This is a genomic window from Afipia broomeae ATCC 49717 (assembly GCF_000314675.2).
GTDB classification, from domain to species: domain Bacteria; phylum Pseudomonadota; class Alphaproteobacteria; order Rhizobiales; family Xanthobacteraceae; genus Afipia; species Afipia broomeae.
Genome location: NZ_KB375284.1, coordinates 132,928 through 146,989 on the forward strand (window position 1 = coordinate 132,928; position 14,062 = coordinate 146,989).

Sequence of the window (14,062 nt, forward strand, 5' to 3'; positions counted from 1 at the left end):
TTACTTCGCCTGCACGGGCTTGGCCTGCTCGGGCTTCTTGGCTTTTGCCTCATCGAACCACCACAGGTCAGGCGCGCCGACGCCAGTGGCGTAACGCGGAATGTTCGGAGGATGGGCGAAGACATCCCAATAGGCAATGCGATGGCTGGCGGAATACCATTGCGGCACCCAGTAGCGTCCGGCGCGGAACACGCGGTCGAACGCGCGGCAGGCGATGCGCAATTCGTCGCGATTCTCGGCCGCGATGATGCGCTCGATCAGCGCATCGATGGCGGGATTCTTGATGCCCGACAGATTCTGCGATCCCTTGACGTCGGCGACCTGTGACGAAAAGAACGTCCGCATCGCATCACCCGGCGTCGATGACATACTGAAGCGCTGTATCGCGACATCGAAATCGAAATCATCGACCCGTGCACGGAACTGCACCGGATCGACCAGCCGCACGCTGGCGTCGATGCCGAGGACGCCGAGGTTCTTGATGTAGGGCGCGTGGTGCGCCTGAAACGCAGGCTCTTCGAGCAGAAACTCGACCCGGAAAGCATCGCCATTCGGCAGCCGGCGCTTGCCGTCCTTGATGACGCATCCGGCGTCCTGCAACAGCTGCGACGCCTTGCGCAGCAGGGTCCGATCCTGCCCCGATCCGTCGGTGATCGGGGGCAGGAACGGCGCGCCGAACACCTCGTCAGGCACCTGACCGCGGAACGGCTCAAGCAGTTTGAGCTCTTCCGGCGGCGGCGGCCCCTCCGCCATCAGGTCAGAGTTCTGGAACGGCGAGACAGTGCGCACATAGGCGCCGTACATGATGGTCTTGTTGGTCCATTCGAAATCGAACGCCTGGATCATGGCTTCCCGAACGCGCGGGTCCTTGAACTGCGCGCGGCGCGTGTTCAGGAACCAGCCCTGCGCGCCCGACGGTGTGTCGTCCGGCAGCAGCTCCTGCTTGACGCGGCCGTCCTTGATGGCGGGGAAATCGTAGCGCGTGTTCCAGATGCGTGCCGTGAATTCCTCGCGATAAAGATAATTCCGGCCGGTGAAGCCTTCGAACGCGACATCGCGGTCGCGGTAGAACTCGTAGCGCACGGCGTCGAAGTTGAAGGCGCCGCGCGACACCGGCAGATCCTTCGCCCACCAGTCCTTGACGCGCTCGTATTCGATATAACGTCCCACCTCGAAGCGGCCGACCTTGTAAGGCCCGGAGCCGAGCGGAATATCGAGAGTGGATTCGTCGAACGCTTTCCTGTCGTAGTACGCCTTCGAGAAGATCGGCAATCCCGCGGCATATAGCGGCACATCGCGGCCGCGCTTTGCCGCGAATGTGACCGTCAGCGTGGCGTCGTCGCCAGCTTCCGCTTTGATCATGTCGCGGAGCTGCTGCTGAATGATCGGATGACCTTTCTCCTTGAGGATCGTCAGGGAGAACGCGGCGTCCTTCGCGGTGATTTTGCTGCCGTCGTGGAATCGCGCCTCAGGCCGCAGCGTGAACCGATATGTCAGCTTGTCCGGCGAAATCCGCACCGACCGCGCGACCAAGCCGTACATTGCGTCCGGCTCGTCGCTGGCGCGTACCATCAGCGCCGCGAAGGTCTGATCCATGCCGATCGCGCCATCCCCCTTGAGGATAAAGCTGTTCAGCGAGTTGAACGTAAAGAACGACTGATTGTAGGCGCGCGACGACGGAACGGTCGAGAACACGCCGCCCTTCGGTGCGCCGACATTGACGTAATCGAAGTTCTTGAAGTCCGCCGGATATTTCAGATCGCCGAAGGCCGACATGCCGTGGCTATCGGGGGCGGCCTCGATGCCGGATTGAGCCATGGCCGACAGCGGCGACCACGCCGCAGCCATCGCGCTGCCGCCAAGGACCAGAACCCGCCGCCGCGAAAGGCCGCTCAAGAACGCTTGCCGATCTTGTCGGCCTTCTCTTTGTCGAACCACCAAAGCGCCGGCAGACCGGAGCGGCCGTATTTCGGAAGCTCCGCGTGGCTGAAGCGATCCCAGCGCGCATAGCGCGAGAACCCGTAGGTGAATTGCGGCACGACATAATAGTGCCAGAGCAGCACACGATCGAGCGCCTTGGTCGCCGCAACCAGCGTCTCACGGTCCTTCGCGAAAATGATCTTGTCGATCAGCCTGTCGACGACAGGATTCTTGATGCCGACGGTGTTGCGCGAGCCGGGAATGTCGGCCGCCTGCGAGCCCCAAAAATCGCGTTGCTCGTTGCCCGGCGAGAGCGATTGCCCCCAGATGTCCGAGATGATGTCGTAGTCGAAATTCCGCACGCGGTTCTGATACTGCGCGTCATCGACTGTACGCACATTCACGGTGATGCCGAGCCGCTCCAGCGACGGCTTGTAGAACAGCACGATGCGCTCGAACGATGGATTATCCAGCAGAAATTCGACCGCGACCGGCGTACCGTCTTTTTTGACCAGCTTGCCCTCGCGGACTTCATAGCCGGCTTCGCGCAGAAGCCTTGTAGCGTTGCGAAGATTATCGCGCACCTTCTCCGGATCGCCGCCCACCGGATTTTCGTAAGGCTTGGCGATCACTTCCGGCGGAATGTCGCCGTAGACCTCCTTGAGAATTTCAAATTCTCTCTGAACCGGAACGCCGGAGCTGGCGAGTTCAGTGCCTTCGAAGTAGCTGTTGATGCGTTTGTACTGGCCGTAGAACAATTGCTTGTTCATTTCCTCGAAATCGAACGCATAATTGAAGGCGCGGCGCACGCGCTTGTCCGCGAACAGTTCACGGCGGATGTTGAACGCAAAACCCTGCATCCGCCCGGAATCGTTGATCGGAAATTCTTCAAGGACCACGCGCTTCTCGGTCACGGCGGGAAAATTATAGGCCGTTGCCCAGCTCTTGGCGGAGGACTCGATGATCCAGTCCGCCTGGTCGGCCTTGAAAGCTTCGAGCGACACCGTCGTGTCGCGGAAGAACTCAAACCGCATCTCGTCGAAATTGTTCTGGCCAACGCGCGTCGGCGCCTTCTCGCCCCAGTAATTCTTCACCCGCTCCAAGGTGACGGAGCGGCCCGCGACAAAATCCTTGATGGCATAGGGCCCGGAGCCGAGCGGCTTCTCCAGCGTCGTCGCGCCGATGTCGCGCTTGCGGCCTTCGCTGTCCTTGCCTTCCCACCAGTGCTTCGGAAGCACCGTCAGTTCACCGACGATGGTCGGAAGCTCGCGATTGCCGGGCGCGTCGAACGTGAACTTGATGTCGTGCGAGCCGACCTTTTCCGCCTTCACCACATGCTTGTAGTAGGACGAATACATCGGACTGTATTTCTTCAGCGACTCTAGCGAGAACAGCACGTCTTCCGGAGTCACCGGCTTGCCGTCATGCCACTTCGCGTCCTTGCGAAGACGATAGATCACCCACGAATGATCGTCGGGATGCGATACCGACTCCGCCAGCAGACAATATTGGGTGGTCGCCTCATCCAGAGACCGCGCCATCAGCGTCTCGTAGATCAGCCCGACCGCGGGCGCGATCGTTCCCTTCACGCCGGCGACAGCGAGATTGAAGTTGTCGAACGTGCCGATCGAAATCTGCCGGGCGATACCGCCCTTCGGCGCATCCGGATTGACGTAGTCGAAACGCTTGAAGTCGGCGGGATATTTGATGTCGCCGAACAGCGACAACGCATGTTTCCATTCCGGAGCGGTCTGGGCCTGCGCGGAAGCCACCACGTCCAGCCCTGCCGCTTTCAGCATCGGAAACGTGGCAACAAACGCACCGCTCTGAAGAAGATCGCGTCGGGAAATGCTCAAATTGAATGTTCCTGTTGCTGATCGAAAAACAGATGCCGAGGCAACGTCTTGGCCGATTATGTCGGTTTTTGGATATGACGCCAGCCCGTTGCGGCGCGTTCTTTGCGGCGAAATGTCCGGCTCAAAAATAGCAGCAATTGCAACGCAAAACGGCCAGGCGAACCTGGCCGTTTGAGGATTAAATTTCTGTCACGCGCCGAGCTTATTTGCTGGCGGTCGGCAGCGGCACCGGGGTGTCGGCCAGCGTGCGCAGGTAGGCGATCAGATCCGCGCGCTCGCTGTCCTTGCTGATGCCCGCGAAGCCCATCGCGGTGCCGGGGATAAAGCCCTTCGGGCTGGCGATGAACTTGTTGATGGCATCGTAGGTCCACTTGCCGCCCTTGCCCTTCATGGCAGCGGAGAAGTTGAAGCCGTTACGGCCATGGCCGATCTCGTCGTCGATGACGCCGTAAAGATTCGGACCGACCTTGTTCGGGCCGTTCTTCTCGAAGGTGTGGCAGGCGGCGCACTTCTTGGCCGCGGCAGAACCCTTCTCGACAGAGGCGGTCTGGAGCAGTTTCTCGATCGGCTCGCTCGGCGCAGCCGCGGCAGCCGGACCGGCGCCTTCAGCTTCCTTGATCGCGATTTCAAAGCCGGGCTTTTCTGGCTTCTTCGGCGAGAAAATCGCGTTGGCAGCCATATTCATGGAGAGCAGAACGAGGCAGGTGGCGAGCACCGCACCCATGATCTTGTTGAGTTCGAAGGAGTCCATTTTCGATCAGGCCCCGAGCCGGAAAGTCGATACATTTAGCCGCGCAGAGCGACCTTGGATTGCTACCGGGAACAGGCGTGCAGCGCAATACAGGCAGCGGGATCGAGATAACGGTTTGCCTGCCTTCTGGCAACCCGTATAAACGCGCCGACCCCTTGAAAACACCGTCATTTTCCTCGCCAACCCGGCCGTCCCGAGCCCAGCGTCCCCCATGAAAGAAACCCGCGCCCTGGTGCTGATTCCCGCCCGCATGGCTGCGACCAGGCTGCCGGGAAAGCCCTTGCTGGACATTTCCGGCCTGCCCATGATCGTCCATGTCGTGCGCCGTGCGGACGCCGCGCGAATCGGCCGCGTGGTTGTGGCGACCGACGCACCGGAGATCGCCGAAATTGTCACGGCGCATGGTGGCGAGGCCGTCATGACCCGCGCAGATCATCCGTCCGGGTCCGACCGGATTTTCGAGGCGCTTCAGACCATCGATAGTGCAGGACAGATCGACACCATCATCAATGTGCAGGGCGATCTGCCCACTATCGCGGCCGAGGACATTCGCGCCGTGCTGGCGCCGCTTGCCGATCCCGAAGTCGATATCGCCACGCTGGCCGCCGTGATCGCCAAGGACGAGGAACACACCAATCCGAACGTGGTGAAGGTCATCGGATCGCCGCTGAGCGTTGCCCGTTTACGGGCGCTGTATTTCACGCGGGCGACGGCTCCCTATGGAGACGGCCCGCGCTATCATCACATCGGGCTTTATGCCTATCGCCGGAGCGCGCTGGCGCGGTTCGTCGCCCTGCCGCCCTCGCCGCTGGAGACCCGGGAAAAGCTCGAACAGCTTCGCGCCCTCGAGGCCGGCATGCGGATCGACGTGACGGTGGTTGACACGGTGCCGCTGGGCGTCGATACGCCTCACGATCTTGAGACCGCGCGGCAAATGCTGGCAGGCAAAGCACAATGACCAAATCGATGAAAATCGCCTTCCAGGGCGAGCCCGGAGCCAACTCGCACATCGCGATTGCGGAAGCCTTTCCAGACGCCACGCCGCTGCCTTGCGCCACCTTCGAGGATGCACTGGCGGCGATCTCGTCGGGCGAAGCCGGCCTCGGCATGATTCCGATCGAGAACTCGCTGGCTGGCCGCGTCGCAGACATTCATCACCTGCTGCCGCAGTCGGGACTGTTCATCGTCGGCGAATGGTTTCTGCCGATCCGCCATCAATTGATGGGTCCGCGCGGCGCAAAGCTTGACGGCATCAAAACGGTTGAAAGCCATGTCCACGCCATCGGGCAATGCCGCAACATCATCCGCAAGCTCGGCATCAAACCGATTGTCGCGAGCGACACAGCGGGCGCAGCGCGCCTTATCGCGGAGCGCGGCGATAAGAGCTGCGCGGCAATTGCCTCGCGTCTTGCTGCGGACATCTATGGTCTCGACATTCTGGCCGAGGACATCGAAGACGAAGCTCACAATACCACGCGCTTCGTCATTCTGGCGCGCGAGCAGCTCTGGGCCGCGCAGGGCTCCGGCCCGCTGGTGACGACTTTTGTTTTCCGGGTGCGCAACCTTCCGGCGGCGCTCTACAAGGCGATGGGCGGCTTTGCCACCAACGGCGTCAACATAACCAAGCTCGAGAGCTACATGGTGGAAGGCAACTTCTTCGCCACGCAGTTCTATGCCGATGTCGACGGTCACCCGGACGACAAAAATCTCGCCTATGCACTGGAAGAACTTAAATTCTTCTCGAAAGAACTGCGGATCGTCGGGGTCTATCCGGCGCATCCGTTCCGCGTCGCATTCACGGAAAAGGCTGCGGAATAAGCAAACACGTGCGCTCGCGCTGACGAACAGCCAAACGCAAAACGCCGTAACCACGCGCATCCGGGAGGCAATCGCCTATGCTACGCATTTGGGGCCGCGCCAATTCGGTCAATGTGCAGAAAGTTCTGTGGTGCTGCGCAGAGCTCAACCTGCCCTTTGAGCGACTCGACGCTGGAATGCAGTTCGGCGTCAACGACAAGCCTGCTTATCTCGCAATGAATCCCAACGGCCGCGTGCCTACAATCGAGGACGGCGATTTCCAGCTTTGGGAATCCAATGCCATCATACGCTACCTGGTTCTCCAGTATGCGCCGACAAATTCTATTTATCCTGCCGCGCCGAAGGACCGGGCCCGCGTCGAGCGCTGGCTTGATTGGGCGCTCACGACATTACAGCCGGCCGAACGGCCTGTATTCTGGGGCTATATCCGCACGGCACCCGCTCTGAGGGACAGCGCCGCCTTGCAGGCGAACGTGGACGCAGTCGCTGCCCTGTGGGCCATGCTTGACCGGCACCTCGCAAGCCGCAGCTTTGTCGAGGCGGAGCAGTTCACCCTCGCAGATATCGTGCTCGGAGCCTATGCGCGCCGATGGTTCGGAATTACAGAAATTAACCCGCCGCCGATGCCGAACCTGGAGCGTTGGTATGGCAACCTGCAAGAACGCGACGGCTTTCGGCGGTACGTCTCGCCGCCTCTGAGTTAAGGCGTCTCAAAACAGAATCGCCGTCTCAAGCCGCCGCCTGTTTGCCGATGCCGAACGCGTCCGCCAGCAGACTGTATGAACGCTTGCGTGCATCGTGATCGTAGGTCGCAGTGATCACCATCACCTCGTCGGCCTTGCAGGTCTCGATCAGCGGCGTGATTTTCTCCATCACCGTCTGCGGTGAGCCGACGAACAGCCGCGAGCGATTGCGCGCAATGCTGGCGCGCTCGGCGTCCGAGTAGGGATAGGCCTGCGCCTCCTCGATGCTCGGCAGCGGGCGATACTGCCCGCGATCGCGCAGCAGACGATTGAGATCGGCGGACGATGCCAGCCGGTCTGCCTCTGCATCCGTCTCCGCCATGATCACGGCAATCGCAAGAATGGCATACGGCGTTTCGCGCCAGTTCGACGGCTTGAAATGAGCACGATAGTGAATCATCGCATCGGCCGCATCGTGCGAGGCGAAGTGATGCGCGAACGCGAAGCCCATGCCGACCTGAGCTGCAAGCTGCGCGCTGTAGTCGCTCGATCCCAGCAGCCAGATCGGCGGCAGCGGCGCATCCTCGGGCATCGCAATCACGTTGTGATAGGGATGGCCGTCGGGGAAGTTGCGCGTCTCCCATAACGTCAGTTCGACAAGGCGCTCGATGAAATCGTCGCCGCCGCGCGGATCGAACCGCTGACGCAGTGCATGCATCGTCGTCTGATCGGTGCCGGGCGCACGGCCGAGGCCGAGATCGATGCGGCCTGGAAACAGCGCTTCCAGCATCTTGAACCGCTCGGCGACCATCAGCGGCGCGTGGTTCGGCAGCATCACGCCGCCGGAGCCGACACGGATGCGCTGCGTCGCCGCTGCGATCTGCCCGATCATGATCTCGGGCGCGGGGCTCGCAACCGAGGAAAGACTGTGATGCTCCGCCAGCCAGTAGCGCGTGTAGCCGAGGCGGTCGGCATGCTTCGCCAGATCGATGCTGTTGCGCAGCGACTGGGAAGGTTTGGTGCCGGTGGTGACGACCGAAAGGTCGAGAACGGAAAGCGGGGTCATGAAGCCAAATTAGTCACTCGCAGGCGCCTGACAACGCGTCGCCCGGGCATGCCATCGAGCCGGTTGCCAAAACCGAGTGGGCAAATATATGACAGATTGATTAGGCCCATGAATATCTGCCCACTACAAACACGCTGTTTTATCCGAAAAATGCGCTAAATTGCCGGTTTCGTTGGAAAAATATCGAATCTTTTGCCTCTACGGCATTCGCCGGCGGCCTTCATCCTTTCGGCAAATGGCATACATTGGGCAATTTCCCACAGCCAAAGCCTAACGGATGGGCTGTCGGAAACGCGGTCTTTCGCATATTTTGTCCGGAATGGCGAAACGGTGACGAAGTCCGGCCCAAAGGGCGGAATGAAGGCGCACCCAGTTCGCAGAGGCCGCTGCCCATTCCGGCCCCGCGCCGCCATCGAGATGTGGAGTTGAGAAGCGTGACGAGCGAAGCAACCGCCCCGGCCGGATCGCAGGGGCAAAAACGTCCGGCGATTTCCTTCGAGTTCTTTCCGCCCAAGACGGAAGAGATGGAGCGCAATCTCTGGGAAGTCATCAACCGGCTTGCACCGCTGACGCCGAACTTCGTTTCGGTGACCTACGGCGCCGGCGGCTCGACCCGCGAACGCACCCATTCCACCATCGCGCGCATCCTCTCCGAGACCAAACTCACGCCCGCCGCGCATCTGACCTGTGTCGACGCCACCAAGGCGGACATCGATGACGTTGTCGCGCGCTATCATGACGTCGGCGTCCGCCACATCGTGGCGCTGCGCGGCGATCCGGTGAGCGGCATCGGCAATGCCTACACCGCGCATCCCGAGGGCTATCAAAGCTCCGCCGATCTCGTCGCCAGCATCAAGCGTCATCATCCCGATATGGAAGTCAGCGTCTCGGCGTATCCCGAGAAGCATCCCGAAAGCGCTACGCTCGAGGCCGATATCGACGCGCTGAAAGCCAAGGTCGATGCCGGCGCGACCCGCGCCATCACCCAGTTCTTTTTCGATAACGATCTCTACTTCCGTTATCTCGACCGCGTCCGCGCCGCCGGCATCACGATTCCGATCGTTCCCGGAATCCTGCCGGTGCAGAACTTCAAGATGGCGTCCAATTTCGCCAAGCGCGCCGGCGCAACAATGCCGGAATGGCTGTCGGCAAAATTCGAAGGACTCGACGACGATGCCGACACGCGCCGTCTGGTCGCGGCGACTGTCGCCGCCGGTCAGGTGCAGAAGCTCGCCAAACACGGCGTCGAGAATTTTCACTTTTATACGATGAACCGTGCGGATCTTGTGTTCGCCATCAGCCACCTTCTGGGAATTCGTCCCAACGGTGCGCAGAAAGCCGCGTGATCCCATGACGAAAAAAACATCTCCGGTCGCCGAACAATTCCGCGCGCTTGCCCGCGAGAAAATCCTCGTGCTCGACGGCGCGATGGGCACCATGATCCAGGGGCTTCAGTTCGACGAAGCGGCCTTCCGCGGCGAGCGCTTCAAGGACTTCCATCGCGACGTCAAAGGCAACAACGATCTTCTCATCCTCACCCAGCCGCAGGCGATCGAAGACATCCATTTCGCCTATCTCGACGCCGGCGCGGACATCGTCGCGACCAACACCTTCTCGTCGACCTCCATCGCGCAGGCCGACTACGACATGGTCGACCTCGCCTATGAACTGAATCGCGACGGCGCCAGGCTGGCGCGCAACGCCGCCAACCGTGCGACTGCGAAGGACGGCAAGCCGCGTTTCGTCGCAGGCGCTCTCGGCCCGACCAACCGCACCGCGTCGATTTCGCCGGACGTCGCCAATCCCGGCTACCGCGCCGTGACCTTCGACGACCTGCGCATCGCCTACAGCGAACAGATCAACGGATTGCTCGACGGCGGCGCGGATATCCTGCTGGTCGAGACCATTTTCGACACGCTCAACGCCAAGGCGGCGCTCTACGCCATCGCCGAGATCACCGAAGCGCGCGGCATCCATGTGCCGGTGATGGTGTCCGGCACCATCACCGATAAATCAGGCCGCCTGCTGTCGGGCCAGTTGCCGGAAGCATTCTGGTATTCGGTGCAGCACGCCAATCCGATCACCATCGGCTTCAACTGTGCGCTGGGCGCGGAAGACCTGCGCGCGCATATCGCCGATATCGGCCGCGTCGCGGACACGCTTGTTTGTGCTTATCCGAACGCGGGCCTGCCGAACGAATTCGGCCAGTATGACGAGAGCCCGGACTACATGGCGCGCCTGGTCGGCGAGTTCGCGCAGGCCGGCCTGGTCAATGTGGTCGGCGGCTGCTGCGGCACCACGCCCGCACACATCAAGGCGATTGCCGAGGCCTGCGCGCCGCACAAGCCGCGCATCGTTCCCGAAATTCCGCCGCTGCTGCGATTGTCAGGATTGGAGCCATTCAACCTCACCTCCGACATTCCGTTCGTCAACGTCGGCGAGCGCACCAACGTCACAGGCTCGGCCCGCTTCCGCAAGCTGATCAAGAACGGCGATTACACCGCCGCCCTTCAGGTCGCGCGGGATCAGGTCGAGAACGGCGCGCAGGTCATCGACGTCAACATGGACGAGGGCCTGCTCGACTCCAAGCAGGCGATGATCGACTTCCTCAATCTGGTCGCCTCGGAGCCGGACATCGCCCGGGTGCCGGTGATGATCGACTCGTCGAAATTCGACGTGATCGAGGCCGGCCTGAAATGCGTTCAGGGCAAGCCGATCGTCAACTCGATTTCCATGAAGGAAGGTGTCGACAAATTCCTGCATGAAGCAGGAATCGCACGCCGTCACGGCGCGGCTGTGGTCGTGATGGCCTTCGACGAAGTCGGACAGGCCGATACCTTCGAGCGCAAGATCGAAATCTGCAAACGCGCCTACGACCTCCTGGTCGAGAAGCTCGATTTCCCGCCGCAGGACATCATCTTCGATCCGAATATCTTCGCCATCGCCACCGGTCTCGAAGAGCACAACAATTACGGCGTCGATTTCATCGAAGCCACGCGCTGGATCCGCCAGAACCTGCCGCATGCGCATATTTCCGGCGGCGTCTCCAACCTGTCGTTCTCGTTCCGCGGCAACGAGCCGGTGCGTGAGGCGATGCATTCGGTGTTCCTGTATCACGCCATCAAGGCCGGCATGGACATGGGCATCGTCAATGCCGGGCAGATGGTGATCTATGACGACATCGATCCCGAACTGCGTCAGGTCTGCGAGGACGTCATCCTCAACCGCGATCCCGGCGCATCGGAGCGATTGCTTGAACTTGCGGAAAAATTCCGCGGCCAGGGCAAGCAGGTCAAGGAACAGGATCTCGCCTGGCGCGAATGGCCGGTGGAGAAGCGCCTGAGCCACGCGTTGGTCAACGGCATCACCGAATACATCGACGTCGACACCGAAGCCGCGCGCCTCACGGTGGAGCGGCCGCTGCATGTGATCGAAGGCCCGCTGATGGACGGCATGAATGTCGTCGGCGACCTGTTCGGCGCCGGAAAGATGTTCCTGCCGCAGGTGGTGAAGTCCGCCCGCGTCATGAAGCAGGCGGTCGCCTATCTGATGCCGTTCATGGAAAAGGAAAAGGCCGACAACCTTGCCGCCGGCATTGCCGGTGACGGCCGTAATTCCGCCGGCAAGATCGTGCTCGCCACCGTGAAGGGCGACGTCCACGACATCGGCAAGAACATTGTCGGCATCGTGCTTCAGTGTAACAACTTCGAGGTCATCGACCTCGGCGTCATGGTGCCCGCTGCCAAGATCATCGAGACGGCGAAGGCCGAGAACGCCGATATCATCGGCCTTTCCGGCCTGATTACGCCCTCGCTGGACGAGATGGTGTTCATGGCCTCCGAACTGGAGCGTCAGGGGCTCGACCTGCCGCTGCTGATCGGCGGCGCGACCACCAGCCGCGTGCATACCGCGGTGAAGATCGATCCCGCCTACAAGCGCGGCCCGGTGGTGCACGTCAACGACGCCAGCCGCGCGGTCGGCGTGGCGTCCTCGCTCCTCTCGGCCGAGAAGCGCGAGGACTATGCCCGCGAGGTGCGCGCCGATTACGCCAAGATATCGAATGCGCATTTCAAGGCGCAGCAGAACAAGAACCGGCTGTCGCTCGACGCCGCACGCGCCAATGCGCATGTCATCGACTGGACGAAGACCCAGCCAAAGAAGCCGGCGTTCATCGGCATCAAGAGCTTCAGCGACTATTCGCTTGAAGAACTTGCGGAGTACATCGACTGGACGCCGTTCTTCCAGACCTGGGAACTGACCGGGCGCTTCCCGGCCATTCTCGACGATCCGAAGGTCGGCGAAGCCGCACGCGCGCTCTATGACGACGCCCGCAAGATGCTGGCGCGTATCATTGAAGAAAAATGGTTTACCGCCCGCGCCACCATCGGCTTCTGGCCCGCGAATGCCGAAGGCGACGACATCGTTCTCTACAGCGACGAGGCGCGCACCAGGCCGCTGACCACGCTGCATACCCTGCGCCAGCAGCTCGAGAAGCGCGAAGGCCGCAAGAACGTCGCGCTGTCGGACTTCATCGCGCCGGTCACAAGCGGCGTACCCGATTACATCGGCATGTTCGTGGTCACCGCGGGCATCGGCGAGGACGTGATCGCGGATCGTTTCAAGAACGCCAATGACGACTACTCGTCGATCCTGGTGAAGGCGCTGGCGGATCGTCTGGCGGAAGCCTTTGCCGAGCGGATGCATCAGCGCGTGCGCAAGGAGTTCTGGGGCTATGCGCCGGACGAGACATTAAGCACCGACGAACTGATCCTCGAACAGTACGCCGGCATCCGCCCTGCGCCGGGCTATCCGGCCCAGCCCGATCACACCGAGAAGGCGACGCTGTTCCGCCTGCTCGATGCAGAGCGCACCGCAGGCGTGACACTGACCGAGAGCTTTGCAATGTGGCCGGGTTCGTCGGTCTCCGGTCTCTATTTCAGCCATCCGGAAAGCTATTATTTCGGTGTCGGCAAGATCGAACGCGATCAGGTCGAGGACTATGCCGAACGCAAGGGGATGACGCCGGAGGAGATCGAGCGCTGGCTGGCGCCGATCCTCAACTACATTCCATCGCGTGATGCACGGCCCGAGTCTGACGAGGCTGATGTCGCGGAATTGCCGCTGGCCAAGCATCCCCCGGGCTGCGGCTGCGCGATGCATCTGCGGATGAACGGCAAGCCGGTGGCGGATGCCGTCGCGCGCTGAAGTTGATTCAACTTCGCTGTATCTACCGCTTGATGTCGCGCGGCCTGCGATCGCGTTATATTGATATGTTCCCGGAACTCACGCGCGTGTGACATCAACTGTTGCAGAACCTGGAACCCCCTCCCGCATGAGGCGTTGGTGCGCCGCAAGCTTCAACCTCACAAAAGGAGAGATCATGAGCAAGGTGAGCTTTTTCGCCGCCGCTGCGGCTGTAACCGCTTTGGTCGCCACTCCGGCCCTCGCGCAGGACACGGCAAAGCCGCGCGCTGCGATGCAAGGCAAGAGTGACAAAGCCAAACAGATCAAGCCTATGAAGCACAGTGCCATGCACAACAAGCATATGAAGCACAGCGCCCGTATGCACGGCCGTCACGAGGCCTACATGCGCTCCGCCGCCGTGGACAATCGGAATGATTGGGATCGCGGCTGGGATAACCGCGGCTTCTGGCCGGGTGCCGTTGCCGCCGGCGCAGTGGGAACCGCGGGTGCCGTCGCAGCCGGTGCCGTGAATACTGCAGGCGCCATTGCCACCGCGCCGTTCGGCGGACCGTATCGCGAGGGCTATGCCTATCGTGACACTTACGCCTTTGGTCCGGGCTATGTGGACACCACCTACACCTACAACGGCATAGCGATTCCGCAGTCGTCGAATTATGCGGCGCGAAATGGCTTCATGTGTCAGCCGGGCACCTTCATCAAGGGCACGCGGAACATCTGCCAGTAACGTTTGATCGCGATTTAAATTGAACCAACAAGCGGTGGG

The 14,062-nt window shown here is 61.4% G+C and carries 11 protein-coding genes; 7 read left to right on the top strand and 4 right to left on the bottom strand.

All coding sequences use genetic code 11. The features are described 5' to 3' along the window. Positions 1 to 1,896: an extracellular solute-binding protein gene (locus HMPREF9695_RS20165; protein ID WP_041712980.1), complete on the bottom strand. Its 1,896-nt coding sequence runs from the start codon at positions 1,894 to 1,896 to the stop codon at positions 1 to 3. Continuing rightward, positions 1,893 to 3,776: an extracellular solute-binding protein gene (locus HMPREF9695_RS20170; protein ID WP_006022749.1), complete on the bottom strand. Its 1,884-nt coding sequence runs from the start codon at positions 3,774 to 3,776 to the stop codon at positions 1,893 to 1,895. The genes HMPREF9695_RS20165 and HMPREF9695_RS20170 overlap by 4 nt, the downstream gene beginning before the upstream one ends. A 1-nt stretch (position 3,777) precedes the next feature. Here HMPREF9695_RS20170 and HMPREF9695_RS26465 point away from each other — a divergent pair, with 1 nt between their 5' ends. Next, a complete protein-coding gene (locus HMPREF9695_RS26465; RefSeq protein ID WP_167540062.1) occupies positions 3,778 to 3,951 on the top strand; it encodes a hypothetical protein in 174 nt (57 codons plus the stop codon). A 27-nt stretch (positions 3,952 to 3,978) separates the two neighbouring features. Here HMPREF9695_RS26465 and HMPREF9695_RS20175 read toward each other — a convergent pair whose 3' ends face one another. Then, on the bottom strand, positions 3,979 to 4,527 hold the full coding sequence (locus HMPREF9695_RS20175) for a c-type cytochrome (protein ID WP_006022750.1): 549 nt from the start codon (positions 4,525 to 4,527) through the stop codon (positions 3,979 to 3,981). Between the two features lie 211 nt (positions 4,528 to 4,738). Between HMPREF9695_RS20175 and HMPREF9695_RS20180 the strand changes: the two genes are divergently transcribed. From HMPREF9695_RS20180 to HMPREF9695_RS20190, 3 genes are all read left to right on the top strand, one after another. Then, complete coding sequence (locus tag HMPREF9695_RS20180) at positions 4,739 to 5,485, top strand: 3-deoxy-manno-octulosonate cytidylyltransferase (protein WP_006022751.1); 747 nt, start codon at positions 4,739 to 4,741, stop codon at positions 5,483 to 5,485. Then, positions 5,482 to 6,345 (top strand): prephenate dehydratase, encoded by an 864-nt coding sequence (locus HMPREF9695_RS20185; RefSeq protein ID WP_006022752.1) that lies wholly within the window; start codon positions 5,482 to 5,484, stop codon positions 6,343 to 6,345. Before HMPREF9695_RS20180 ends, HMPREF9695_RS20185 begins: the two co-directional genes overlap by 4 nt. A gap of 77 nt (positions 6,346 to 6,422) precedes the next feature. Then, positions 6,423 to 7,049, top strand: a complete 627-nt coding sequence (locus HMPREF9695_RS20190; RefSeq protein WP_006022753.1) for a glutathione S-transferase family protein — start codon at positions 6,423 to 6,425, stop codon at positions 7,047 to 7,049. Positions 7,050 to 7,074: 25 nt separating this feature from the next. Here HMPREF9695_RS20190 and HMPREF9695_RS20195 read toward each other — a convergent pair whose 3' ends face one another. Beyond that, on the bottom strand, positions 7,075 to 8,094 hold the full coding sequence (locus HMPREF9695_RS20195; RefSeq protein WP_006022754.1) for an LLM class flavin-dependent oxidoreductase: 1,020 nt from the start codon (positions 8,092 to 8,094) through the stop codon (positions 7,075 to 7,077). Between the two features lie 434 nt (positions 8,095 to 8,528). Here HMPREF9695_RS20195 and metF point away from each other — a divergent pair, with 434 nt between their 5' ends. From metF to HMPREF9695_RS20210, 3 genes are all read left to right on the top strand, one after another. Beyond that, positions 8,529 to 9,440: a methylenetetrahydrofolate reductase [NAD(P)H] gene (gene metF, locus HMPREF9695_RS20200; RefSeq protein ID WP_006022755.1), complete on the top strand. Its 912-nt coding sequence runs from the start codon at positions 8,529 to 8,531 to the stop codon at positions 9,438 to 9,440. A 4-nt stretch (positions 9,441 to 9,444) separates the two neighbouring features. Beyond that, on the top strand, positions 9,445 to 13,299 hold the full coding sequence (gene metH, locus HMPREF9695_RS20205) for a methionine synthase (protein ID WP_006022756.1): 3,855 nt from the start codon (positions 9,445 to 9,447) through the stop codon (positions 13,297 to 13,299). Between the two features lie 175 nt (positions 13,300 to 13,474). Next, complete coding sequence (locus HMPREF9695_RS20210) at positions 13,475 to 14,023, top strand: hypothetical protein (RefSeq protein WP_006022757.1); 549 nt, start codon at positions 13,475 to 13,477, stop codon at positions 14,021 to 14,023. Positions 14,024 to 14,062 lie beyond the last annotated feature (39 nt).

Excerpts from the sequence above, each read along its gene's own strand:
- HMPREF9695_RS20185 (WP_006022752.1), top strand. The coding sequence starts at position 5,482 with ATGACCAAATCGATGAAAATCGCCTTCCAGGGCGAGCCCGGAGCCAAC.
- HMPREF9695_RS20210 (WP_006022757.1), top strand. The coding sequence starts at position 13,475 with ATGAGCAAGGTGAGCTTTTTCGCCGCCGCTGCGGCTGTAACCGCTTTG.
- HMPREF9695_RS20190 (WP_006022753.1), top strand. The coding sequence starts at position 6,423 with ATGCTACGCATTTGGGGCCGCGCCAATTCGGTCAATGTGCAGAAAGTT.
- metH (WP_006022756.1), top strand. The coding sequence starts at position 9,445 with ATGACGAAAAAAACATCTCCGGTCGCCGAACAATTCCGCGCGCTTGCC.
- HMPREF9695_RS20175 (WP_006022750.1), bottom strand. The coding sequence starts at position 4,527 with ATGGACTCCTTCGAACTCAACAAGATCATGGGTGCGGTGCTCGCCACC.
- HMPREF9695_RS20195 (WP_006022754.1), bottom strand. The coding sequence starts at position 8,094 with ATGACCCCGCTTTCCGTTCTCGACCTTTCGGTCGTCACCACCGGCACC.
- HMPREF9695_RS20180 (WP_006022751.1), top strand. The coding sequence starts at position 4,739 with ATGAAAGAAACCCGCGCCCTGGTGCTGATTCCCGCCCGCATGGCTGCG.